The following is a 22,871-nucleotide window of genomic DNA, read 5'->3' as shown; positions in this document are numbered from 1 at the left end:
CATGAAAAAAACCGCAATTGCTCTGCTGGCGCTGCTCGCCAGTGGAGCCAGTCTGGCCGCCACGCCGTGGCAAAAGATCACCCATCCGGTGGCGGGCAGCGCGCAGTCTATCGGCGCCTTTTCGAACGGCTGTATCGTCGGCGCGCAGGCACTTCCGCTGCAATCGGATACTTATCAGGTGATGCGTACCGACCAGCGCCGTTACTTCGGTCACCCTGACCTGGTGCTGTTTATTCAGCGACTGGGAAACCAGGTACATAACCTGGGGCTGGGGACGATGCTGATTGGCGATATGGGCATGCCTGCGGGCGGGCGCTTTAACGGCGGGCACGCCAGCCACCAGACCGGACTGGATGTCGATATCTTCCTGCAGCTACCGAAAACACGCTGGACGTCCGCGCAACTTCTGAAACCGCAGGCGCTGGATCTGGTGGCGAGTGACGGTAAGCGCGTGGTGCCCTCCCTGTGGACGCGGGATGTGTCCAGCATGATCAAGCTGGCAGCAGAAGATAATGACGTCACGCGGATCTTTGTGAATCCGGCCATCAAACAACAGCTCTGCCTGGATGCCGGAACTGACCGCGACTGGCTGCGCAAAGTGCGCCCGTGGTTCCAGCATCGTGCGCACATGCACGTTCGTTTGCGTTGCCCGGCAAACAGCCTGGAATGTGAAGATCAGCCGTTACCTCCGCCAGGCGATGGCTGCGGTGCGGAGCTGCAGAGCTGGTTTGAACCGGCAAAACCTGGAACCTCTAAGCCTGAGAAGAAGACACCGCCTCCGTTGCCGCCTTCCTGCCAGGCGCTACTGGATGAGCATGTACTTTAATGGATAATTTCGTCGATCTGTTTATGGTGTCCCCGCTGCTGCTGGTGGTGCTGTTTTTTGTTGCCATGTTAGCCGGGTTTATTGATGCGCTTGCTGGCGGCGGCGGGTTGTTAACGGTACCCGCGCTGCTGGCGGCGGGCATGAACCCCGCTCAGGCACTGGCCACCAACAAACTTCAGGCCTGCGGCGGCTCGCTTTCGGCATCGCTCTATTTTATCCGCCGCAAGGTGGTGAGCCTCGCCGATCAGAAGCTCAATATTCTGATGACCTTTATCGGCTCGACGTCGGGCGCGCTGCTGGTGCAGCACGTACAGTCCGATATTTTGCGCCAGATCCTGCCGATTCTGGTTATCTGCATCGGTCTCTACTTCCTGCTGATGCCAAAGCTCGGTGAAGAAGACCGTCAGCGTCGCTTGCATGGCTTGCCGTTTGCCCTGATAGCCGGGGGCTGCGTCGGTTTTTACGACGGCTTCTTTGGCCCGGGCGCAGGCTCGTTTTACGCGCTGGCGTTTGTGACGCTGGCCGGGTTTAACCTCGCTAAATCTACCGCCCATGCCAAAGTGCTTAATGCGACCTCTAACCTTGGTGGCCTGTTGCTGTTTATCATTGGCGGCAAGGTCATCTGGGCAACCGGTTTTGTCATGATGGCAGGGCAGTTCCTGGGCGCGCGCGCGGGCTCGCGCCTGGTATTAAGCAAAGGTCAGAAGCTGATCCGCCCGATGATCGTCATCGTTTCGGCGGTCATGAGCGCAAAGCTTCTTTATGACAGCCATGGACAGGAGATCCTCCACTGGTTGGGGATGAACTAATGTACAGTACGCATAACTACGAACAGCTGATTGAGATTTTTAACGGCTGCTTTGCTGATGATTTTAATACCCGTCTGATTAAAGGCGACGACGAACCGATCTATCTTCCTGCTGATGCCGAAGTGCCGTACAACCGGATCGTCTTTGCGCACGGCTTTTACGCCAGCGCGCTGCATGAAATTTCGCACTGGTGCATTGCGGGGAAAGCGCGTCGCGAGCTGGTGGACTTTGGCTACTGGTACTGTCCGGACGGACGCGACGCCGCAACCCAGGGCCAGTTTGAAGATGTGGAAGTGAAACCGCAGGCGCTGGAATGGCTATTCTGTGTCGCGGCGGGTTTCCCGTTCAACGTCAGCTGTGACAACCTCGAAGGCGACTTCGAGCCAGACCGTATCGTCTTCCAGCGCCGCGTGCATGCACAGGTGATGGAATATCTTGAGAAAGGCATCCCGGAACGTCCGGCCCGCCTGATCGAGGCTTTACAGAATTATTACCACACGCCGGTGATCACGGCGGAATGCTTCCCCTGGCCGGAAGATCTTTAACTGAGGAAAAAAGATGATCGCAGAATTTGAATCACGCATTCTGGCGTTAATTGATGACATGGTGGAACACGCCAGTGATGATGAGCTGTTCGCCAGCGGTTATCTGCGTGGTCACCTGACGCTGGCTGTTGCCGAGCTGGAGGCAGGAGACGATCATTCTGCCGAAGCAGTGCATGATGAAGTCACCCGCAGCCTGGAAAAGGCGATTCAGGCGGGTGAACTGTCCCCGCGCGACCAGTCTCTGGTGCTGGGCATGTGGGACACGTTGTTCCAGCAGGCTAAACGCTAAGTCATCGTATTTCGCTCGGTGGCGCTGCGCTTACCGGGCCTACGAATATCCCCTCTCCCTGTGGGAGAGGGTTAGGGTGAGGGCATCCGTCCGCACCCTACTTAACCTTCTTCCCCTTCAGCAGTTTTCGCACCCACAATCGATTCGGGTTCAGCCCCGCAAGCGTTGTTCTGTCCAGCGGTAGCGGTTCGTTGCTCATTTGTGCGGCTAAGGCTTCAGCCAGTAGCGGTGCAGAACACAATCCACGCGAACCCAGCCCACCCAGCATAAACAGTTCGGGATAAACCGGTGCAGCTACCGCCGTTTCCTGGTGGTTTGCAAGATCGTGATAGGCTTCAAGCGTTGCCTCATAGTTCGGCACATTCCCCATCATCGGCAGATGATCGCGCGTTGCGCAGCGCACGCCACAGCGGGCCGCGCCTTCGCTGACGTCAACCTCTTTCGCCCACGCTGCATCCGGGAAGCAGTCAATCAGGCGCTGGCGGTTTTGCTGTTGATCCGCCTCGCTGTAGCGCATATCCGCTTCGCCACGATGATAGCTCGCCCCGATGCAGTGATGACCATTAGACGGATTTTGTGGCGTCAGATAGCCGTCATAGCACAGCACCTGACGCAGTTTGCCCAGTTCGGACGTAGTAGGGATATGACTCACCTGGCCGCCGACCGGATAAACCGGCACGGGTTCTGTCTGGATAAACTGGTTGATGCTATGTCCGTTCGCCAGCACAACGCTGGCATGGCTTGCCTCTTTGCCATCAGCAAAACGCAAATTCCAGCGTTCTGTTCGGGACAGCGATTCAACCTTGTGGGCATAGTAGACCGTCAGCCCGCGTGACTGCGCAAGGTCAATCGCCGCAGCGGTCAGTTCAGCCGGGCACAGCCAGCCGCCGAGCGGATACTGAATGCCCTCGCAGCAGGTTTCAACGCCGGTGGTGTCGGCGGCCTCTTGCGCGCTTACCGCCCGCGCAATGTCTTCCGGCAGTCCCAGGGACAGCATCTGCGCGATTTTTTGCTGACTTCTCTCATCCCAGCCGAGCTGCGTCACGCCGCACCATTCATGATCGAACGTCACCGGCAGGGCATCATACAGGCGACGGGCAAAGGTAAAGGCCGCCGGGAAAAACTGGAACAGTGCCGGATCGTGCGCGCTTAAAAGGGGATAGAGCGCCCCCTGGCGGTTGCCGGAGGCCCCACCTGCTGGCGCATCGTCAGCACAATAAAGCGTCACCTGCCAGCCACGGTGGATAAGCGCAAGAGACAGCAGGGCGCTGGCGATCCCTCCGCCTGCTATCGCCACTTCCCGTGACGCGCTGGCGCTGCGCGCAAACCAGGGTGCACTGGCGGGGATGTCCAGCGTCTGCTCCATCCTGCCGACCAGCATGTCGCGCTTGCGGCCAAAACCTTTGGTTTTCTGCATGGTAAAGCCCGCTTCCTGCAAGCCGCGGCGAACAAAGCCTGCTGAGGTGAAGGTGGCGAGCGTTGCGCCCGGACGCGCAAGTCGCGCCATTGCGTTAAACAGATGCTGGCTCCACATATCCGGGTTTTTGGCAGGCGCAAAACCGTCCAGGAACCACGCGTCCACCGTCTGATTCATCGCATCATCAAGCTTATCGGTAAGGTCGTTGATGTCGCCCAGCCACAAATCCAGCGTCACGCGTCCGCCGTCCAGAATCAGGCGGTGGCACCCCCCAATGTGAGGCGGCCATTGTGCCTGAAGCTGTTCAGCCCAGGTTGCCAGCTCCGGCCAGCGTTGATGGGCCAGGCGCAGATCGTGCGCGGTGAGCGGGAATTTTTCGAAACTGATGAAATGTAATCTTTGTAGCGTAGCCTCAGGGTGGGCAGCGTGAAACTGGTCAAACGCCTGCCAGAGGGTCAAAAAATTGAGCCCGGTGCCGAATCCGCTTTCCGCGACCACAAACAGGCTCCGCGGATGCTCCGGGAAGCGGGTGCTGAGCTGGTTTCCGTCGAGGAAAACATAGCGAGTTTCTTCGAGTCCGTTATCATTAGAAAAATAGACGTCATCAAAATCTCGGGAAACAGGTGTACCCTCAGCGTTGAATTCGAGGTTGGCGGGTTGTATAGCGTTTTGTTTCACGTAAGTTACTCGTCTGACAGGCAGTGGCACGATCTTAACGATGTGAGTCCATCGGTGCAAATTTCCGCAGAAAATGTCTGATCGGACTTGTTCGGCGTACAAGTGTACGCTATTGTGCGACTCGAAACTTACTATAGTGCGACTTACAGAGGTATTGAATGAAACGTGCAGTGATTACTGGCCTGGGCATTGTTTCCAGCATCGGTAATAACCAGCAGGAAGTCCTGGCATCTCTGCGTGAAGGACGCTCCGGGATCACTTTCTCTGAAGAGTTTAAAGATTCAGGTATGCGTAGCCACGTATGGGGTAACGTCAAACTGGACACCACCGGTTTGATTGACCGCAAAGTGGTTCGTTTCATGAACGATGCCTCTATTTATGCTTATCTCTCCATGCAGGAAGCGATTGCAGATGCAGGTCTGAGCGCGGAAGTTTACCAGAACAATCCCCGCGTAGGTCTTATCGCTGGTTCCGGCGGCTCATCTAAAGCGCAGGTATTCGGTGCTGACGCAATGCGTAGCCCGCGTGGTCTGAAAGCGGTAGGTCCGTACGTGGTCACCAAAGCCATGGGCTCTGCGGTTTCCGCATGCCTGGCCACTCCGTTCAAAATCCACGGTGTGAACTACTCCATCAGTTCCGCGTGTGCGACGTCCGCACACTGCATCGGTAACGCGGTTGAGCAGATCCAGCTGGGTAAACAGGACATCGTCTTTGCTGGCGGCGGCGAAGAGCTGGGCTGGGAAATGGCCTGTGAGTTCGACGCGATGGGCGCTCTGTCCACCAAGTACAACGAAACCCCGGAAAAAGCGTCCCGTACTTACGACGCGCACCGTGATGGCTTCATCATCGCAGGCGGCGGCGGTATGGTTGTGGTTGAAGAGCTGGAGCACGCGCTGGCACGTGGTGCGCATATCTACGCTGAGATCGTGGGCTACGGCGCAACGTCTGATGGCGCTGACATGGTTGCGCCATCCGGTGAAGGTGCGGTGCGCTGCATGAAGATGGCGATGCACGGCGTTGATACGCCAATCGACTACCTGAACTCTCACGGTACCTCTACTCCGGTAGGCGACGTGAAAGAGCTGGGTGCAATCCGCGAAGTCTTCGGCGACAACAGCCCGGCAATTTCTGCCACCAAAGCAATGACCGGTCACTCTCTGGGTGCTGCGGGCGTGCAGGAAGCGATCTACTCTCTGCTGATGCTGGAAAACGGCTTTATCGCCCCAAGCATCAACATTGATGAGATGGACGAGCAGGCTGCTGGCCTGAACATCGTAACGAAACCAACGGAAGCGACACTGACCACCGTCATGTCTAACAGCTTCGGTTTCGGCGGCACGAACGCGACGCTGGTAATGCGTAAGTACAAAGCATAAGCGTTTGAATGTATAGTAGAAGGGAACCGGAAGGTTCCCTTTTTTTATGCCTCAACACGGAGTTATGCATGAAGGCTGTTATCCCAGAGAAGAGCGCCCCTTCCGGTAACCTTTCCCTTTTCCGAATCGCCTTTGCGGTATTTCTGACCTACATGACCGTTGGCCTGCCGCTGCCGGTGATCCCACTGTTCGTTCATCAGGAACTCGGCTATGGCAACACTATGGTCGGCATTGCCGTGGGCATTCAGTTTTTAGCCACGGTGTTAACCCGCGGGTACGCCGGACGGCTGGCAGATCAGCATGGTGCAAAACGCTCGGCGTTACAGGGGATGTTTGCCTGTGGTCTGGCGGGCGGGGCATGGCTGTTAGCCGCGCTTTTGCCGGTAGACGCAGGGTATAAATTTGCGCTGCTGGTGCTGGGACGTTTAATCCTTGGCTTTGGTGAAAGCCAGCTGCTGACCGGTACCCTGACCTGGGGAATGGGTCTGGTGGGGCCTGCTCGTTCGGGCAAAGTGATGTCCTGGAACGGCATGGCTATTTATGGCGCGCTGGCCGCTGGCGCACCGCTGGGACTGCTGATCAACAGCCAGTTTGGTTTTGCGGCGCTGGCAGCCACCACCATGGTGTTGCCGCTGCTGGCGTGGGCGTTTAACGGCTCGGTACGTAAGGTACCCGCTCACAAAGGGGAGCGTCCTTCCCTCTGGAGCGTGATCGGCCAAATCTGGCAGCCGGGTCTGGGCCTGGCGCTGCAGGGCGTAGGTTTTGCGGTGATTGGCACGTTCGTCTCGCTCTACTTTATGAGCCGCGGCTGGGCGATGGCCGGATTTACGCTCACCGCGTTTGGCGGGGCGTTTGTGCTGATGCGCGTGTTCTTCGGCTGGATGCCGGATCGCTTTGGTGGCGTGAAGGTGGCGGTGGCATCGCTGATGATAGAGACCGTTGGCCTGCTGCTGCTGTGGCACGCACCGGTCGCCTCTGTCGCGCTGATTGGCGCAGCACTCACCGGCTGCGGTTGCTCGTTGATTTTCCCGGCGCTTGGCGTGGAAGTCGTGAAGCGTGTGGCCCCGCAGGTGCGTGGCACAGCACTCGGCGGCTATGCGGCGTTTCAGGATATCTCATACGGAGTAACCGGACCGCTGGCCGGACTGCTGGCCACCTCGTTTGGCTACCCGTCCGTCTTCCTGGCCGGTGCTGTTTCTGCAGTGATGGGTATTGTGGTGACGCTGGTGGCGTTTCGCCGGTCGTAGTTTTTGCCCGGTGGCGCTTCGCTTACCGGGCCTACAACCGCACTGGCCTTAGGCCGGGTAAGGCGAAGCCGCCACCCGGCAGTGTTAAGCAACCAGCCAGAAAATCGCCAGCGCAATCAGTAACGCAATAAACAACAATCCCGGACGGGCAGAAAGCGTTCTGAACGTCTCCACAACGGGCGCAAAAAGCGGGCTGTAGATCGGCTGAATGTTTCTTGCCTCCGGTACGCCGCCTTCCCGCTCGGCGCGGCGCACGAAGATCTGATTGAGCACATCCTGCACCTGCGCGGTGGTCAGTACCGTTTGCGGTGTCGCCTGCCAGTTCTGCTGGGCGTAATCCCGAATCGCCTCGAACTCGTGCGGTTCCAGCGGCTGTTTAAGCGCAGCCTGAACGGTATGCAGGGTAGGGGCGCTCTGGGTGCTGAGCGTCTGGCGCGCCTGTAGCCAGGTCACCAGATGGGGAAACTGTTTGGCCGGGATCAACTCGCCCGCCTTTACGCCGGACAGTTCGAGCATGGATTGCCAGATAAGCTTTGTTGACTCGCCGGTGGCGGCGGCCAGTTTGGTCACCATTTGATTCAGCGTGTTGTGCTCAGCAGGCAGCAGCGAACGCTCGGTCGCTGGCCGCAGCTGCGGCTGTGGGATCGACAGCTGATTGTTCTGCAACAGCGTCAGCACGGTTTTAAGCTGGTCTGGCGTCAGCTGGCTCAGGGCAGTCTGGCCATACTGCTGGCGGATAAAGTCGCTGACCGCCTGACGGTTATTTCCCTGGCCGAGCAGCTCGGTCAGTTGCGTGACAATCTGCCGTGTGGTGTGGTTCTGCTGTGCGGTCGTAATACGCTGGTTAAGATTTTGCTCGGCAGCAGGGAAATGTCGCGACTGCAGCGGTGCGTCGTTCCTTACGCCTAAATCATGCTTTACCCCGGCCCAGACTTCCGCGTTTTGCTGTGAAGTCAGCGCAATCAGGCGCGTGATCAGTCGCTCCAGCACGGTGCGCTGTTGCGTGGATAGCGGTTGTTCACCGGCAACGTTTGGCGTGACAGGGCCTTCACCCGGAGGGCGTGGCGGCGTACCTGAAATGGGCTGCATCGTCAAAAATCCTTAAAGTCAAAACTCAGCGTAAACCTGGCAGACGTATATGCCTGGCGGCCAGATTATGGCACACTTGGCAGGTTTACTTCCTCTCAAACAGGTACTCAGACGTGAAAATCCTCGTTGATGAAAATATGCCTTATGCCCGTGAGCTGTTTAGCCGCCTGGGTAACGTTAAGGCTGTCCCTGGTCGCCCGATCCCGGTCAACGAACTGGATGACGCAGACGCGCTGATGGTGCGCTCGGTGACCAAAGTAAATGCGTCGTTGCTCGCCGGAAAAGCGATTAAGTTTGTCGGAACCGCAACGGCAGGGACCGATCATGTGGATGACCAATGGCTGAAGCAGGCGGGGATCGGCTTTTCCGCCGCGCCCGGCTGTAATGCTATTGCCGTCGTGGAATATGTCTTCTCCTCTTTGCTGATGCTGGCCGAGCGCGACGGTTTTGTGCTGAAAGACCGCACCGTGGGGATCGTCGGGGTGGGTAACGTGGGTGGACGCCTGCAAAAGCGCCTGGAGGCGTTAGGTATTCGCACACTGCTGTGCGACCCACCGCGTAAAGACAACGGTGACGAAGGGGATTTCCGCTCGCTGGATGAGCTGGTTGAACAGTGCGATGTGCTGACGTTCCACACGCCGCTGTTTAAAGAGGGCCCCTATACGTCCCTGCATCTTGCCGATGAAGCACTGATCCGTCGTCTGAAGGCTGGCACTATTCTGATAAATGCCTGCCGTGGCCCGGTGGTGGACAACGCCGCGCTGCTGAAATGTCTGAATGAAGGACAAGACCTCCGCGTTGTGCTGGACGTCTGGGAGCCGGAGCCGGATCTTAACGTTGAACTGCTTAACAAGGTGGACGTAGCCACTGCGCATATCGCGGGCTATACGCTTGAAGGCAAAGCCCGCGGCACAACGCAGGTGTTTGAAGCCTACAGCACGTTTATTGGCCATCCGCAGCAGGTGGCGCTGGATACCTTACTTCCCGCACCTGAATTTGGCCGCATTACCCTGCACGGCCCGCTCGATCAGGCAACGCTGAAAAGGCTGGTGCATTTGGTGTATGATGTGCGCCGCGATGATGCGCTGCTGCGTAAAGTGGCGGGGATCCCGGGTGAATTTGACAAGCTGCGTAAGAACTATGTTGAGCGCCGCGAGTGGTCGTCCCTGTATGTGATGTGCGACGACGCAACGGCCGCGACGCTGCTGAAAAAACTGGGTTTTAACGCCGTTCATCACCCGGCGCATTAATGTCTTCTTAATGCTCCCTGTCGGATACTCCGACAGGGACGCTTTTTTATTTCTGGAGTAAACCACCATGTCTGAAGGCTGGAACATTGCCATTTTAGGTGCCACCGGTGCCGTGGGCGAAGCCCTGCTCGAAACCCTTGCTGAGCGTCAGTTCCCGGTGGGCGATATCTATGCGCTGGCGCGTACCGATAGCGCGGGTGAGCATCTGCGCTTTAACGGTAAATCCGTCATGGTCCAGGATGCGGCTGCGTTTGACTGGACCCAGGCGCAGCTGGCATTTTTCGCCGCGGGTGCTGAAGCCACGGCGTCTTACATCGAAGAGGCGACTAATTCAGGTTGTCTGGTGATCGACCTGAGCGGTCTGTTCGCCATGGAGCCGGACGTGCCGCTGGTGGTGCCGGACGTCAACCCGTATGTCCTGGCTGACTACCGTAACCGTAATATCATCGCGGTACCGAACAGTCTGACCAGCCAGCTGCTGACCGCGCTGAAACCGCTGATTGACGACGGTGGCCTGTCGCGTATCACCGTCACCAGCCTGCTGTCTGCCTCCGCAAATGGCAAAAAGGCCGTCGATGCGCTGGCCGGGCAGAGCGCGAAGCTGCTGAACGGTATCCCGATTGATGAGGATGATTTCTTCGGTCGCCAACTGGCGTTCAACATGCTGCCACTGCTGCCGGATCGTGAAGGTTCCGTGCGCGAAGAGCGCCGTATCGTCGATGAAGCGCGCAAAATTCTCCAGGATGAGGGGCTGATGATCTCCGCAAACGTCGTGCAGTCGCCGGTATTCTACGGTCACGCGCAGATGGTAGGTTTTGAAGCCCTGCGCCCGCTGGCGGCGGAAGAAGCGCGCGATGCGTTTGGCCGCGGTGAAGATATCGTACTTTCCGAAGAGAGCGAGTTTCCGACGCAGGTGGGTGACGCCACCGGTAGCGCCCATCTTTCAGTCGGTTGCGTGCGGAACGATTACGGTATGCCGGAGCAGGTTCAGTTCTGGTCCGTTGCGGACAACGTTCGTTTTGGCGGCGCGCTGATGGCGGTCAAAATTGCTGAGAAACTGGTGCAGGAGTACCTGTACTGATGTCAGAAGTGGAACAAAAGCCGGTTCATAAAATTGCCCTCGGTATCGAGTACGATGGCAGTAAATATTATGGCTGGCAGCGTCAGAATGAGGTGCGTAGTGTCCAGGAAAAGCTGGAGAAAGCGCTCTCTCAGGTGGCAAACGAGCCGATTAACGTTCTGTGCGCAGGCCGTACGGATGCGGGTGTTCACGGTACCGGGCAGGTGGTCCACTTTGAAACCACTGCCGTGCGCAAAGATGCCGCCTGGACGCTGGGTGTAAATGCGAATTTACCTGGTGACATTGCGGTGCGTTGGGTGAAAGCTGTGCCGGATGATTTTCACGCGCGCTTCAGCGCGACGGCGCGTCGCTACCGCTATGTCATCTACAACCAGCGTCTGCGTCCGGCGGTGCTAAGCCAGGGCGTAACGCATTTTTATGAACCGCTCGATGCTGAACGCATGCATCGTGCGGCGCAGTGTCTGATTGGTGAAAATGACTTTACGTCGTTTCGTGCGGTGCAATGTCAGTCCCGTACGCCGTGGCGTAACGTTATGCACATAAACGTCAGCCGTTTTGGCGCGTATGTGGTGGTGGATATCAAAGCCAATGCCTTTGTACATCATATGGTGCGGAATATTGTAGGCAGCCTGATGGAAGTGGGTGCCGGACACCAGCCGGAGAGCTGGATTGCAGACCTGCTGGCAGCGAAGGACAGAACGCTTGCGGCAGCCACGGCGAAAGCAGAAGGACTGTATCTGGTTGCGGTAGACTATCCGGATCGGTTTGACCTGCCAAAACCGCCAATGGGCCCGCTGTTTTTAGCGGACTAAACAAAGGTGCAATTAAGGCTTAGACAATATGGACGTAATACGTTTTCTGATTGATTTCATTCTGCATATTGATGTTCACCTGGCGGAACTGGTCGCGCAGTATGGCGTCTGGGTTTATGCCATCCTGTTCCTCATTCTGTTCTGTGAAACCGGTCTGGTCGTTACCCCCTTCCTGCCGGGGGACTCCCTGCTGTTTGTTGCGGGTGCGTTATCGGCCCTACCGACCAATGACTTGAACGTGCATCTGATGGTGGTGTTGATGGTGATTGCCGCAATTATCGGGGATGCCGTCAACTATACCATTGGCCGGGTGTTCGGTGAGCGCTTGTTCAGCAATCCTGATTCGAAAATTTTCCGTCGCAGCTATTTAGATAAAACCCATGCGTTTTATGAACGTCATGGCGGAAAAACCATTATCCTTGCGCGTTTTGTGCCTATTGTGCGCACATTTGCACCGTTTGTGGCGGGAATGGGGCATATGTCCTATCGTCATTTTGCGATGTATAACGTCGTTGGCGCGCTGCTGTGGGTGCTGTTGTTTACCTATGCAGGCTACCTGTTTGGCGACTTGCCGGTGGTTCAGGAAAACCTTAAGTTACTGATTGTAGCGATTATTGTGCTTTCCGTACTGCCTGGCGTTATCGAGATTATTCGTCACAAACGCGCGGCGGCAAAGCAAGCGAAGTAAATGCACGCTGGCGGTTCGACCACTTTTTTATCCAAAGTTTCGGGCTGTTATGTTTTAATGTGCAACATTCATGGTCTGTTGGAGGCAAAAATGGCATTATTCGCCTCTTATAGCAAAACTGGCATACGACCAGGTTCAGGCAGAAAGGTTATCAATGAGCTGGATTGAACGAATTAAAAGCAACATTACCCCAACGCGCAAAGCGAGCATTCCTGAAGGGGTATGGACGAAGTGTGATAGCTGCGGCCAGGTTCTGTACCGTGCAGAGCTGGAACGCAATCTTGAAGTGTGTCCGAAGTGTGACCACCATATGCGTATGTCGGCGCGTAACCGCCTGCATAGCCTGCTGGACGAAGGTTCACTGGTAGAACTGGGCAGCGAGCTTGAGCCAAAAGATGTGCTGAAGTTCCGCGATTCCAAAAAATACAAAGATCGTCTGGCCTCTGCACAGAAAGAGACTGGCGAGAAAGACGCGCTGATCGTCATGAAAGGCACCCTGCATGAAATGCCGGTTGTCGCCGCGGCGTTTGAGTTCTCCTTTATGGGTGGCTCAATGGGCTCTGTCGTGGGCGCACGTTTTGTGCGTGCCGTTGAGCAAGCGCTGGAAGATAACTGCCCGCTGATCTGCTTCTCTGCCTCTGGCGGAGCACGTATGCAGGAAGCGCTGATGTCTCTGATGCAGATGGCGAAAACCTCTGCGGCGCTGGCGAAAATGCAGGAACGCGGTCTGCCTTACATTTCCGTGCTGACCGACCCAACCATGGGTGGCGTCTCTGCAAGCTTCGCGATGCTGGGCGATCTGAACATTGCTGAGCCAAAAGCACTGATCGGTTTCGCTGGTCCTCGCGTCATTGAGCAAACCGTTCGTGAAAAACTGCCGCCGGGCTTCCAGCGCAGTGAGTTCCTCATTGAGAAAGGCGCCATCGATATGATCGTCCGCCGTCCGGAAATGCGCCTGAAACTGGCAAGCGTTCTGGCGAAGCTGATGAATCTGCCCGCGCCAAACCCGGATGAGCCGCGCGAAGGCGTGGTGGTACCGGATCAGGAACCCGAGGCCTGATAACTGAAAAGGGCAGGGCCAGATGGCGCTGCCCTTTTGCTTTATAACCTGCTAATGACAACCGGGCATCATGGAAAATAAAAGCATTCCTCAAGCCACGTCGCCCCTGGCCGCGTGGCTTTCTTATCTGGAAAACCTGCACAGTAAAACCATTGATATGGGGCTTGAGCGCGTAAGCCAGGTTGCCGCGCGTCTGGACGTGCTGAAACCTGCGCCTTTCGTTTTCACCGTCGCAGGCACCAACGGTAAAGGCACTACCTGCCGTACGCTGGAATCCGTCCTGATGGCGGCGGGTTACAAGGTAGGCGTTTACAGCTCACCACACCTGGTACGTTACACTGAGCGGGTTCGCGTGCAGAACAGCGAGCTGCCGGAATCGGCGCATACGGCGTCGTTCGCGGAAATCGAAGCCGCGCGAGGTGATATCTCGTTAACCTATTTCGAGTACGGCACGCTTTCGGCATTGTGGCTGTTCAAACAGGCGCAGCTGGATGTGGTGATTCTGGAAGTGGGTCTTGGCGGGCGGCTTGATGCCACCAATATGGTGGATGCGGACGTGGCGGTGGTCACCAGTATCGCGCTGGACCATATCGACTGGCTGGGGCCGGATCGTGAAAGCATTGGTCGCGAGAAGGCCGGTATTTTCCGGGCGAATAAACCCGCCGTGGTCGGTGAGCCGGATATGCCGCACACTATTGCTGACGTGGCCCAGGAGAAGGGCGCTCTGTTGCTGCGCCGTGGCGTTGACTGGCAATATGAGGTTCAGGATAACGGCTGGCGTTTTAGCGATGCGCAGGGAATGCTGGACAACCTGCCGCTGCCGCAGGTGCCACAGCCTAACGCGGCAACCGCGCTGGCGGCATTGCGCGCCAGCGGATTAGCGGTCAGCGATCAGGCGATCCGCGACGGCATTCAGAATGCGCTGCTGCCGGGACGTTTTCAGATAGTGAGTGAGTCACCGCGCCTGATCCTGGACGTGGCGCACAACCCACACGCAGCGGCGTACCTCGCAGGACGTCTCAAATCGTTACCAAAAACCGGGCGCGTGCTGGCGGTTATCGGTATGCTTCATGATAAAGATATCGGTGGCACGCTGGCCTGCATGGAGAGTGTGGTCGATAGCTGGTATTGTGCTCCTCTTGAGGGGCCGCGTGGTGCGACGGCCGAGCAGTTGATGGAACATCTCGGCAAAGGCGCAATCTATAGTAGCGTGGCTCAGGCCTGGCATGCCGCGATGGCGGATGCTAAACCAGAAGATACCGTGCTGGTGTGTGGCTCTTTCCACACGGTGGCACATGTCATGGAAGTGATGGACGCGGGGAGAACCGGTGGCGAGTAAGTTTCAGAACCGTTTAACAGGAACCATTGTGCTGGTCGCGCTCGGGGTGATTATTCTTCCCGGGTTGCTCGACGGGCAGAAAAAGCATTATCAGGACGAGTTTGCAGCCATTCCGCTGGTGCCGAAACCGGGCGACCGTGATGAACCGGATATGCTGCCTGCGGCGACACAGGCGCTGCCTGCCCAGCCGCCGGAAGGGGCGGCTGAAGAAGTTCGCGCGGGCGATGCCGCTGCGCCGTCGCTCGACCCGTCGCGTCTGGCGGCGAATAACAACATCGAGATTGATCCGGTACCGGTAGAGAAGCCGAAGCCTGTTGAAAAACCGAAGCCGGTAGAGAAACCGCAGCCGAAGCCACCGCGTGATAAAGCGGCAGAGCAACTGGCTGCAGCGTCAGAAACCCCTCCGCCAGCGAAGCAAGACGCAGCCCCGACCGGCAAAGCCTATGTTGTGCAACTGGGAGCGTTGAAAAACGCCGATAAAGTTAACGAGGTCGTGGGTAAACTGCGCAGCGCGGGCTATCGTGTTTACACTTCACCTTCCACGCCGGTGCAGGGTAAAATTACCCGTATCCTTGTGGGGCCGGAAGCGTCTAAAGATAAGCTGAAAGGCTCGCTGGGTGAACTGAAGCAGATCTCCGGTCTGAGCGGTGTGGTGATGAACTATAGCGCGAACTGATAAGATCTCCCCCTCACCCTAACCCTCGCCCTCAAGGGAGAGGGCCGGGGTGAGGGGGAGAAGACGTCCACAGAGATGTCAAAAGGACCGTGGCGTTGATTATTTTTTCAGCGCCTTTTTTATTTACGCGCGGGAAGGAAATCCCTACGCAAACGTTTTCTTTTTCTGTTAGAATTCGCCCCGAACTGGATGACAGGGCGTTAAATCGTGGGACACATATGGTCTGGATTGATTACGCCATCATTGCGGTGATTGGTTTTTCCTGTCTGGTTAGCCTGATCCGTGGCTTTGTTCGTGAAGCGTTATCGCTGGTGACTTGGGGTTGTGCTTTCTTTGTTGCCAGTCATTACTACACTTACCTGTCTGTCTGGTTCACGGGCTTTGAAGATGAACTGGTCCGAAATGGAATCGCCATCGCGGTGCTGTTTATCGCGACGCTGATTGTTGGTGCTATCGTCAATTACGTGATAGGTCAGCTGGTCGAGAAAACCGGTCTGTCAGGAACGGACAGGGTACTCGGGATCTGTTTCGGGGCGTTGCGAGGTGTGCTGATTGTGGCCGCCATCCTGTTCTTCCTGGATACCTTCACCGGGTTCTCCAAAAGTGAAGACTGGCAGAAATCGCAGCTCATTCCTGAGTTCAGCTTCATCATCAGATGGTTCTTTGACTATCTGCAAAGCTCGTCGAGTTTTTTGCCCAGGGCATAAACCCTGAGATGTGGCTTAACGAGGAAAAGACGAATGTGCGGTATTGTCGGTATCGCCGGTTTCATGCCGGTAAACCAGTCGATTTATGACGCGTTAACGGTGCTTCAGCACCGTGGGCAGGATGCTGCGGGTATCATCACCATTGATGCAAACAACTGCTTCCGTTTACGTAAGGCGAATGGCCTGGTAAACGATGTGTTTGAAGCCCGCCATATGCAGCGTCTGCAAGGTAATATGGGGATCGGTCACGTTCGTTATCCTACTGCTGGCAGTTCCAGCGCCTCTGAGGCACAGCCTTTCTACGTCAACTCACCGTATGGCATCACCCTTGCCCATAACGGCAACCTGACCAACGCCCATGAGCTGCGTAAAAAGCTGTTCGAAGAGAAACGTCGCCACATTAACACCACCTCTGATTCTGAAATCCTGCTCAACGTGTTCGCCAGCGAGCTGGATAACTTCCGTCACTACCCGCTGGAAGCAGACAATATCTTTGCTGCCATTGCTGCGACCAACCGCCAGATCCGCGGTGCATACGCCTGCGTGGCGATGATTATCGGTCACGGTATGGTTGCCTTCCGCGATCCAAACGGCATTCGTCCGCTGGTGCTGGGCAAGCGCGACCTTGGCGATGGCCGTACCGAATATATGGTTGCCTCTGAGAGCGTGGCGCTGGATACCCTGGGCTTCGAATTCCTGCGTGATGTTGCGCCGGGCGAAGCGGTGTATATCACCGAGAAGGGCCAGCTGTTTACCCGTCAGTGTGCCGACAACCCGGTCAGCAACCCGTGCCTGTTTGAATACGTCTATTTCGCCCGCCCGGACTCCTTCATCGACAAGATTTCCGTCTACAGCGCGCGCGTAAATATGGGCACGAAGCTCGGCGAGAAGATTGCTCGCGAATGGGACGATCTCGACATCGACGTGGTTATTCCTATCCCGGAAACCTCCTGCGATATCGCTCTGGAAATTGCCCGTATTCTGGATAAACCTTACCGTCAGGGCTTCGTGAAGAACCGCTACGTTGGCCGCACCTTCATCATGCCGGGCCAGCACCTGCGCCGTAAGTCTGTACGTCGTAAACTGAACGCCAACCGCGCCGAATTCCGTGATAAGAACGTTCTGCTGGTGGATGACTCCATCGTGCGTGGTACCACCTCTGAGCAGATTATCGAGATGGCGCGCGAAGCGGGGGCGAAGAAAGTGTATCTGGCGTCTGCCGCACCGGAAATTCGCTTCCCGAACGTGTACGGCATCGATATGCCAACCGCCAATGAGCTGATTGCCCACGGTCGCGAAGTGGACGAAATTCGTCAGATTATCGGCGCCGATGGCCTGATTTTCCAGGATCTGAACGATCTTATCGACGCGGTGCGCGCCGAGAACCCGGAGATTCAACAGTTCGAATGCTCCGTGTTTAACGGCGTCTATGTGACGAAAGACGTCGACCAGCAGTACCTTGACTATCTTGATTCGCTGCGCAACGACGATGCGAAAGCCGTTCAGCTGCAAAACGATCTCGAAAGTTTAGAGATGCACAACGAAGGTTGATCTCTCTGCAGGTGAGGGCGCTTGCCCTCACTTGCAACTCCCCGCGAAATCCTGCACAGTCTGCCCTGAAATCAGTAAGGGCGAAAATCATGAAACGACTCATTGTTGGGCTCAGCGGTGCCAGTGGCGCCATTTACGGCGTACGTCTGCTGCAGGTTTTGCGCGACGTAGCGGAAGTCGAAACCCATCTGGTGATGAGCCAGGCGGCGCGACAAACCCTCTCTCTTGAAACCGATCTCTCCCTGCGTGATGTTCAGGCACTGGCCGACGTCGTGCACGACGCGCGCGATATCGCCGCCAGCATCTCCTCAGGCTCGTTTAAAACCGCTGGCATGGTGATCCTGCCCTGTTCAATTAAAACGCTCTCCGGCATTGTGAACAGCTATACCGACACGCTGGTGACGCGCGCGGCGGATGTCGTGCTGAAGGAACGTCGCCCGCTGGTGCTTTGCGTGCGGGAAACGCCGCTACATCTGGGGCATTTGCGCCTGATGACCCAGGCCGCCGAGCTGGGCGCCGTGATCATGCCGCCGGTACCGGCGTTTTATCATCGCCCGCAGTCGCTGGATGATGTGATCAACCAGACCGTCAACCGCGTGCTGGATCAGTTTGATATCGACCTGCCGGAAGATCTCTTCACCCGCTGGCAGGGAGCCTGATTCTTTGCACACATGCTGTGCATGAAAAGAGACGTTGCCCTGTTTCAGGGCAATTATGCAACGGCGATCATATCCTCGACATTTAATTCGTTTTTTCCCTTTTTCTCTCTCCGGTTCGTTCGGCAGACCTGCTATCTTTCACCATTAAGGCAATATCGCAACGTTTTATTAACATATTTAACGTCGAAGTTTTGACCAGACGGCAATGTGGCATAAGACCTGCAAGAGAAGCCTGCAACACAACACACAACACAATACATAATAAAATCACGGTACTTGAGGGTAAATGTATGAAGAAGACGGTTCTGGCTCTGTCTTTGCTGGTGGGGTTAAGTGCGGCGGCAGGTAGCTATGCAGCGCTTCCACAGACGGTTCGTATCGGTACAGACGCAACCTACGCGCCATTCTCTTCCAAGGATGCGAAAGGCGATTTCGTGGGGTTTGATATCGATCTGGGAAATGAAATGTGCAAACGCATGCAGGTGAAATGCACATGGGTGGGCAGCGACTTTGACGCATTAATTCCGTCGCTGAAAGCCAAGAAAATCGACGCCATTATCTCTTCTCTCTCTATCACCGAAAAACGTCAGCAGGAGATTGCCTTCTCAGACAAGCTCTACGCCGCTGATTCACGTCTGATTGCTGCTAAAGGCTCCCCGATCCAGCCGACCATCGACTCCCTGAAAGGCAAGCATGTTGGCGTGCTCCAGGGGTCAACGCAGGAAGGTTATGCCAATGCCAACTGGCGCGAGAAGGGTGTCGACGTGGTTGCCTATCAGAATCAGGATCTGATTTACTCTGACCTGTCGGCGGGCCGTCTGGATGCTGCATTCCAGGATGAAGTCGCCGCGAGCGAAGGCTTCCTGAAGCAGCCAGCCGGGAAAGACTACGCTTTTGCAGGCCCGTCCGTGAAAGACAAAAAATACTTTGGTGACGGCACCGGTATTGGCCTGCGTAAGGATGATATCGAGCTGAAAGCCGCCTTTGACAAAGCGTTTACAGAGCTGCGTAAAGACGGTACTTACGACAAACTGGCGAAGAAATACTTCGACTTCAACGTCTACGGTGACTGAGACCTGACGGTGATGCTCTGAAAAGAGGCATCAGGCGAAGGGGTGATCCAGTATGGTGCGTTAAATGCACTATATTGGATCGCTTTGTGCATACTTACGCATTTATAATGCAAAATATCCCGGCCCGAAGGCATTAATCTTTGCCTGTAGGTGGGGATTAATGGCACATTAGCACCACCCCGTCGTCGTAAAAATCCCGTATGAAGACAGTTTGTTGAGGACAAATATGAAAAAACTCGTGTTGTCACTATCTCTGGTGCTGGCCTTTTCCAGCGCCACCGCGGCATTCGCAGCCATTCCGCAGAAAATCCGTATTGGTACCGATCCAACCTATGCGCCGTTTGAGTCGAAGAATTCAAAGGGTGAATTGGTGGGTTTTGACATCGATCTGGCCAATGAGCTGTGCAAACGCATCAAAGCGCAATGTACCTACGTTGAGAACCCGCTGGACGCGCTGATCCCATCCCTGAAAGCAAAAAAAATCGACGTAATTATGTCCTCGCTTTCCATCACTGAAAAACGCCAGCAGGAGATTGCCTTCACCGACAAACTCTACGCGGCCGATTCACGTCTGGTGGTGGCGAAGTCTTCTGATATTCAGCCAACGCTTGAGTCGCTGAAGGGCAAACGCGTGGGCGTGCTGCAAGGCACCACCCAGGAAACCTACGGTAACGAACACTGGGCGCCGAAGGGGATCGAAATTGTCTCCTATCAGGGCCAGGAAAATATTTACGCAGACCTGACGGCCGGCCGGATTGATGCGGCATTCCAGGATGAAGTCGCGGCAAGCGAAGGCTTCCTGAAAACGCCGGTGGGCAAAGATTACAAGTTCGGCGGTCCGTCCATTAAGGATGTGAAGTTGTTCGGTGTGGGTACCGGTATGGGCCTGCGCAAAGAAGACAACGAACTGCGCGAAGCGCTGAACAAAGCGTTTGCGGAAATGCGCGCTGACGGTACCTATGACAAGCTGGCGAAAAAGTACTTTGATTTCAATGTGTACGGCGGCTAATCGCTCCGTCAAATAACGTGCGGCCCCTCCCGATGCGGGAGGGGAAAAGACACGGTTTCACCACTCACGATACGACAGGGCTCGCGGTATGCTGTACGGATTTTCTGGCGTCATTTTACAGGGCGCGCTTGTCACCCTTGAGCTGGCTATCAGCTCCGTGGTGCTGGCGGTGCTGATAGGTCTGGCGGGCGCAGGGGCGAAGCTTTCGGCTAACAAACCGCTGGCGCTCATTTTTGAAGGCTATACCACGCTCATTCGCGGCGTACCCGATCTGGTGCTGATGCTGCTCATCTTTTATGGTCTGCAGATTGCGTTAAACAGCGTAACGGATGCGATGGGACTGGGACAAATTGATATCGACCCGATGGTGGCCGGTATTATTACCCTCGGTTTTATCTACGGTGCCTACTTCACCGAAACCTTCCGCGGTGCTTATATGGCCGTGCCGAAAGGTAACATTGAGGCGGCAACCGCATTTGGTTTTACCTCTTCACAAACGTTTCGCCGGATCATGTTCCCGGCCATGATGCGCTATGCGCTGCCGGGCATTGGTAACAACTGGCAGGTTATCCTCAAAGCGACGGCGCTGGTCTCTTTGCTCGGTCTGGAAGATGTGGTCAAAGCCACTCAGCTGGCGGGTAAAACCACCTGGGAGCCCTTCTACTTTGCGGTGGTCTGTGGCGTGATCTATCTGGTCTTTACGACCGTCTCCAATGGTGTGCTGCTTCTGCTTGAGCGTCGCTACTCCGTGGGTGTGAAGAGGGCTGACCTGTGATTGAGATTATTCAGGAATACTGGAAATCCCTGCTGTGGACGGATGGCTATCGCTTTACCGGCGTGGCGATCACGCTGTGGCTGCTGATTTCGTCCGTGGTGATGGGCGGCATTCTGGCGGTGTTTCTCGCCATTGGCCGCGTGTCGAACAATAAATTTATTCAGTTCCCCATCTGGCTGTTTACCTATGTCTTTCGCGGTACGCCGCTGTACGTGCAGCTGCTGGTCTTCTATTCAGGCATGTACACGCTGGAAATCGTAAAAGGCACGGAAATGCTGAATGCGTTCTTCCGTAGCGGCCTGAACTGTACGGTGCTGGCGTTGACGCTCAACACCTGTGCCTATACCACCGAGATCTTCGCCGGGGCTATTCGTTCCGTGCCTTATGGCGAGATTGAAGCGGCGCGGGCGTATGGCTTTTCGTCGGTAAAACTTTACCGCTGCATTATTCTGCCATCGGCGCTGCGTATTGCGCTGCCTGCGTACAGCAACGAAGTGATTCTGATGCTGCACTCCACTGCGCTTGCCTTTACCGCGACGGTACCGGATCTGCTCAAAATCGCGCGCGATATTAACTCTGCGACCTATCAGCCGTTTACCGCGTTTGGCATTGCGGCGGTGCTCTATTTAATTATCTCTTATGTCTTGATTAGCCTGTTCCGCAAGGCTGAAAAACGCTGGTTGCAGCATATAAAACCTTCTTCGACGCACTGAGAAAGATGATGGCTGAGAACAAATTAAACGTTATTGATTTGCACAAACGCTACGGCGAACATGAAGTGCTGAAAGGGGTGTCGCTGCAGGCGAATGCAGGCGACGTAATCAGTATCATCGGCTCATCCGGCTCGGGTAAAAGTACCTTCCTGCGCTGCATTAACTTCCTCGAAAAACCGAGTGAAGGCTCGATTGTGGTGAGCGGGCAGAATATTAATCTGATACGTGATAAAGACGGCCAGCTGAAGGTGGCGGATAAGAATCAGCTGCGTCTGCTGCGCACGCGTCTGACCATGGTGTTCCAGCACTTCAACCTCTGGAGCCACATGACGGTGCTGGAGAACGTGATGGAAGCGCCGATTCAGGTGCTGGGCCTGAGCAAACAGGAAGCCCGCGAGCGCGCGGTGAAATACCTGGCGAAAGTGGGTATCGACGAGCGTCAGCAGATGAAATACCCGGTGCACCTCTCCGGCGGTCAGCAGCAACGTGTCTCCATCGCCCGCGCGCTGGCGATGGAACCCGAAGTGCTGCTGTTCGATGAACCGACCTCAGCGCTGGATCCTGAACTCGTTGGCGAAGTGCTGCGCATCATGCAGAAGCTGGCCGAAGAGGGCAAAACGATGGTGGTGGTGACGCACGAGATGGGCTTTGCCCGTAACGTTTCTAACCACGTCATCTTCCTGCATCAGGGCAAAATTGAAGAGCAGGGCCATCCGGACGACGTCTTAGCGAATCCGCAAAGCCCGCGTCTGCAGCAGTTCCTGAAAGGCTCCCTGAAATAACGGGGGTTTTCCCTCTCCCTTGAGGGAGAGTGCTGGGATGAGGGGGAACATACGGCTGTAGTGGTCATTCCGTTCACTTTATGTACCATGCTACTCTGTAACGACATGACCGGTGAACGTGCCAGGGTGGCTCAGTCGCCACCACCCTGGCGACCCGGGCTCCCGGCGGTAAATCGCCGCTTCGCGGTGCCCTCGGCTTATTCCTTCCGGCTTATCGGGTACGGGCGGAGGCAACGTCCCTGTAAAGCCCGCCCTCTCGGCGCATCCATGCGCCTCGCCCCGGCCTACAGGAAACGCCTTAGCGATTTACAGCCGGACCAGGGCGTCGCAGTAAGTTATTCATTTTTCATAAGAAGCGTTCATCGCTTCAGGAAAAAAATTACTGGGGATCCCTCAGCCCTGTGGGAGAGGAGCGGGGAT

At 56.1% G+C, this 22,871-nt stretch carries 23 protein-coding genes; 21 read left to right on the top strand and 2 right to left on the bottom strand.

The features are described 5' to 3' along the window. Position 1: 1 nt before the first annotated feature. The 4 genes from mepA to ACOTYN_RS07360 are packed head-to-tail and all read left to right on the top strand — an operon-like array spanning position 2 to position 2,469. Positions 2 to 826, top strand: a complete 825-nt coding sequence (gene mepA / locus ACOTYN_RS07375) for a penicillin-insensitive murein endopeptidase (protein WP_014884679.1) — start codon at positions 2 to 4, stop codon at positions 824 to 826. Then, a complete protein-coding gene (locus tag ACOTYN_RS07370; RefSeq protein WP_241820109.1) occupies positions 826 to 1,635 on the top strand; it encodes a sulfite exporter TauE/SafE family protein in 810 nt (269 codons plus the stop codon). Before mepA ends, ACOTYN_RS07370 begins: the two co-directional genes overlap by 1 nt. Next, the gene (locus ACOTYN_RS07365) at positions 1,635 to 2,180 is read left to right on the top strand and encodes an elongation factor P hydroxylase (protein WP_071922004.1); all 546 of its coding nucleotides are present in this window, start codon (positions 1,635 to 1,637) and stop codon (positions 2,178 to 2,180) included. Before ACOTYN_RS07370 ends, ACOTYN_RS07365 begins: the two co-directional genes overlap by 1 nt. A 13-nt stretch (positions 2,181 to 2,193) precedes the next feature. Next, complete coding sequence (locus ACOTYN_RS07360) at positions 2,194 to 2,469, top strand: YfcL family protein (protein WP_014884676.1); 276 nt, start codon at positions 2,194 to 2,196, stop codon at positions 2,467 to 2,469. 97 nt (positions 2,470 to 2,566) lie between these two features. On the opposite strand, the gene mnmC is transcribed toward ACOTYN_RS07360, so the two are convergent. Then, on the bottom strand, positions 2,567 to 4,564 hold the full coding sequence (gene mnmC / locus ACOTYN_RS07355) for a bifunctional tRNA (5-methylaminomethyl-2-thiouridine)(34)-methyltransferase MnmD/FAD-dependent 5-carboxymethylaminomethyl-2-thiouridine(34) oxidoreductase MnmC (RefSeq protein WP_332957097.1): 1,998 nt from the start codon (positions 4,562 to 4,564) through the stop codon (positions 2,567 to 2,569). A 158-nt stretch (positions 4,565 to 4,722) separates the two neighbouring features. Between mnmC and fabB the strand changes: the two genes are divergently transcribed. Then, the gene (gene fabB / locus ACOTYN_RS07350) at positions 4,723 to 5,940 is read left to right on the top strand and encodes a beta-ketoacyl-ACP synthase I (RefSeq protein WP_014884674.1); all 1,218 of its coding nucleotides are present in this window, start codon (positions 4,723 to 4,725) and stop codon (positions 5,938 to 5,940) included. Between the two features lie 68 nt (positions 5,941 to 6,008). After that, complete coding sequence (locus ACOTYN_RS07345) at positions 6,009 to 7,187, top strand: MFS transporter (RefSeq protein ID WP_014884673.1); 1,179 nt, start codon at positions 6,009 to 6,011, stop codon at positions 7,185 to 7,187. A gap of 84 nt (positions 7,188 to 7,271) precedes the next feature. Here the strand turns inward: ACOTYN_RS07345 and flk are convergent, their stop codons facing one another. Then, positions 7,272 to 8,276: a flagella biosynthesis regulator Flk gene (gene flk, locus ACOTYN_RS07340; RefSeq protein ID WP_014884672.1), complete on the bottom strand. Its 1,005-nt coding sequence runs from the start codon at positions 8,274 to 8,276 to the stop codon at positions 7,272 to 7,274. A gap of 113 nt (positions 8,277 to 8,389) precedes the next feature. On the opposite strand from flk, the gene pdxB reads away from it, so the two are divergent. The 15 genes from pdxB (at position 8,390) to hisP (ending at position 22,451) form a co-directional block, all read left to right on the top strand. Further along, positions 8,390 to 9,526: a 4-phosphoerythronate dehydrogenase PdxB gene (gene pdxB / locus ACOTYN_RS07335; RefSeq protein WP_023338578.1), complete on the top strand. Its 1,137-nt coding sequence runs from the start codon at positions 8,390 to 8,392 to the stop codon at positions 9,524 to 9,526. Positions 9,527 to 9,593: 67 nt separating this feature from the next. Next, the gene (locus ACOTYN_RS07330; protein WP_023330985.1) at positions 9,594 to 10,607 is read left to right on the top strand and encodes an aspartate-semialdehyde dehydrogenase; all 1,014 of its coding nucleotides are present in this window, start codon (positions 9,594 to 9,596) and stop codon (positions 10,605 to 10,607) included. Continuing rightward, positions 10,607 to 11,419 (top strand): tRNA pseudouridine(38-40) synthase TruA, encoded by an 813-nt coding sequence (gene truA / locus ACOTYN_RS07325; RefSeq protein WP_014884669.1) that lies wholly within the window; start codon positions 10,607 to 10,609, stop codon positions 11,417 to 11,419. Before ACOTYN_RS07330 ends, truA begins: the two co-directional genes overlap by 1 nt. A 28-nt stretch (positions 11,420 to 11,447) precedes the next feature. Continuing rightward, positions 11,448 to 12,107, top strand: coding sequence for a DedA family protein (locus ACOTYN_RS07320; RefSeq protein WP_014884668.1), 660 nt, complete (start codon positions 11,448 to 11,450; stop codon positions 12,105 to 12,107). Positions 12,108 to 12,261: 154 nt separating this feature from the next. Continuing rightward, complete coding sequence (gene accD / locus ACOTYN_RS07315; RefSeq protein ID WP_014884667.1) at positions 12,262 to 13,167, top strand: acetyl-CoA carboxylase, carboxyltransferase subunit beta; 906 nt, start codon at positions 12,262 to 12,264, stop codon at positions 13,165 to 13,167. Positions 13,168 to 13,237: 70 nt separating this feature from the next. Continuing rightward, complete coding sequence (folC, locus tag ACOTYN_RS07310) at positions 13,238 to 14,506, top strand: bifunctional tetrahydrofolate synthase/dihydrofolate synthase (protein WP_332957093.1); 1,269 nt, start codon at positions 13,238 to 13,240, stop codon at positions 14,504 to 14,506. Next, complete coding sequence (dedD, locus tag ACOTYN_RS07305) at positions 14,496 to 15,182, top strand: cell division protein DedD (RefSeq protein WP_014884665.1); 687 nt, start codon at positions 14,496 to 14,498, stop codon at positions 15,180 to 15,182. Before folC ends, dedD begins: the two co-directional genes overlap by 11 nt. A 218-nt stretch (positions 15,183 to 15,400) precedes the next feature. After that, complete coding sequence (gene cvpA / locus ACOTYN_RS07300; protein WP_000262116.1) at positions 15,401 to 15,889, top strand: colicin V production protein; 489 nt, start codon at positions 15,401 to 15,403, stop codon at positions 15,887 to 15,889. 33 nt (positions 15,890 to 15,922) lie between these two features. Next, a complete protein-coding gene (gene purF, locus ACOTYN_RS07295) occupies positions 15,923 to 17,440 on the top strand; it encodes an amidophosphoribosyltransferase (protein WP_014884664.1) in 1,518 nt (505 codons plus the stop codon). An 89-nt stretch (positions 17,441 to 17,529) separates the two neighbouring features. Continuing rightward, positions 17,530 to 18,099 (top strand): UbiX family flavin prenyltransferase, encoded by a 570-nt coding sequence (locus tag ACOTYN_RS07290; protein WP_014884663.1) that lies wholly within the window; start codon positions 17,530 to 17,532, stop codon positions 18,097 to 18,099. A gap of 290 nt (positions 18,100 to 18,389) precedes the next feature. Further along, entirely contained in the window at positions 18,390 to 19,172 is a 783-nt protein-coding gene (gene argT, locus ACOTYN_RS07285) for a lysine/arginine/ornithine ABC transporter substrate-binding protein ArgT (RefSeq protein WP_332957090.1), read from the top strand. A gap of 226 nt (positions 19,173 to 19,398) precedes the next feature. After that, positions 19,399 to 20,181 carry a histidine ABC transporter substrate-binding protein HisJ gene (gene hisJ / locus ACOTYN_RS07280; RefSeq protein ID WP_008502592.1) on the top strand — a complete coding sequence of 261 codons (783 nt, stop codon included), beginning with the start codon at positions 19,399 to 19,401 and terminating at the stop codon, positions 20,179 to 20,181. A gap of 88 nt (positions 20,182 to 20,269) precedes the next feature. After that, a complete protein-coding gene (locus ACOTYN_RS07275; RefSeq protein WP_332957089.1) occupies positions 20,270 to 20,956 on the top strand; it encodes a histidine ABC transporter permease HisQ in 687 nt (228 codons plus the stop codon). Continuing rightward, a complete protein-coding gene (locus tag ACOTYN_RS07270; protein WP_008502590.1) occupies positions 20,953 to 21,669 on the top strand; it encodes an ABC transporter permease in 717 nt (238 codons plus the stop codon). The genes ACOTYN_RS07275 and ACOTYN_RS07270 overlap by 4 nt, the downstream gene beginning before the upstream one ends. 8 nt (positions 21,670 to 21,677) lie before the next feature. Next, the gene (gene hisP / locus ACOTYN_RS07265; RefSeq protein ID WP_014884660.1) at positions 21,678 to 22,451 is read left to right on the top strand and encodes a histidine ABC transporter ATP-binding protein HisP; all 774 of its coding nucleotides are present in this window, start codon (positions 21,678 to 21,680) and stop codon (positions 22,449 to 22,451) included. Positions 22,452 to 22,871 lie beyond the last annotated feature (420 nt).

Source organism: Enterobacter cloacae complex sp. IR5458 (assembly GCF_049238025.1).
GTDB classification, from domain to species: Bacteria; Pseudomonadota; Gammaproteobacteria; order Enterobacterales; family Enterobacteriaceae; genus Enterobacter; species Enterobacter kobei.
The sequence above is the reverse complement of the archived record's forward strand: the minus strand, read 5'-3'. Positions and strand labels throughout refer to the sequence as shown.

Excerpts from the sequence above, each read along its gene's own strand:
- mepA (WP_014884679.1), top strand. The coding sequence starts at position 2 with ATGAAAAAAACCGCAATTGCTCTGCTGGCGCTGCTCGCCAGTGGAGCC.
- ACOTYN_RS07370 (WP_241820109.1), top strand. The coding sequence starts at position 826 with ATGGATAATTTCGTCGATCTGTTTATGGTGTCCCCGCTGCTGCTGGTG.
- ACOTYN_RS07365 (WP_071922004.1), top strand. The coding sequence starts at position 1,635 with ATGTACAGTACGCATAACTACGAACAGCTGATTGAGATTTTTAACGGC.
- ACOTYN_RS07360 (WP_014884676.1), top strand. The coding sequence starts at position 2,194 with ATGATCGCAGAATTTGAATCACGCATTCTGGCGTTAATTGATGACATG.
- fabB (WP_014884674.1), top strand. The coding sequence starts at position 4,723 with ATGAAACGTGCAGTGATTACTGGCCTGGGCATTGTTTCCAGCATCGGT.
- ACOTYN_RS07345 (WP_014884673.1), top strand. The coding sequence starts at position 6,009 with ATGAAGGCTGTTATCCCAGAGAAGAGCGCCCCTTCCGGTAACCTTTCC.
- flk (WP_014884672.1), bottom strand. The coding sequence starts at position 8,276 with ATGCAGCCCATTTCAGGTACGCCGCCACGCCCTCCGGGTGAAGGCCCT.
- ACOTYN_RS07330 (WP_023330985.1), top strand. The coding sequence starts at position 9,594 with ATGTCTGAAGGCTGGAACATTGCCATTTTAGGTGCCACCGGTGCCGTG.
- truA (WP_014884669.1), top strand. The coding sequence starts at position 10,607 with ATGTCAGAAGTGGAACAAAAGCCGGTTCATAAAATTGCCCTCGGTATC.
- ACOTYN_RS07320 (WP_014884668.1), top strand. The coding sequence starts at position 11,448 with ATGGACGTAATACGTTTTCTGATTGATTTCATTCTGCATATTGATGTT.
- accD (WP_014884667.1), top strand. The coding sequence starts at position 12,262 with ATGAGCTGGATTGAACGAATTAAAAGCAACATTACCCCAACGCGCAAA.
- folC (WP_332957093.1), top strand. The coding sequence starts at position 13,238 with ATGGAAAATAAAAGCATTCCTCAAGCCACGTCGCCCCTGGCCGCGTGG.
- cvpA (WP_000262116.1), top strand. The coding sequence starts at position 15,401 with ATGGTCTGGATTGATTACGCCATCATTGCGGTGATTGGTTTTTCCTGT.
- purF (WP_014884664.1), top strand. The coding sequence starts at position 15,923 with ATGTGCGGTATTGTCGGTATCGCCGGTTTCATGCCGGTAAACCAGTCG.
- ACOTYN_RS07290 (WP_014884663.1), top strand. The coding sequence starts at position 17,530 with ATGAAACGACTCATTGTTGGGCTCAGCGGTGCCAGTGGCGCCATTTAC.
- argT (WP_332957090.1), top strand. The coding sequence starts at position 18,390 with ATGAAGAAGACGGTTCTGGCTCTGTCTTTGCTGGTGGGGTTAAGTGCG.
- hisJ (WP_008502592.1), top strand. The coding sequence starts at position 19,399 with ATGAAAAAACTCGTGTTGTCACTATCTCTGGTGCTGGCCTTTTCCAGC.
- ACOTYN_RS07275 (WP_332957089.1), top strand. The coding sequence starts at position 20,270 with ATGCTGTACGGATTTTCTGGCGTCATTTTACAGGGCGCGCTTGTCACC.
- hisP (WP_014884660.1), top strand. The coding sequence starts at position 21,678 with ATGGCTGAGAACAAATTAAACGTTATTGATTTGCACAAACGCTACGGC.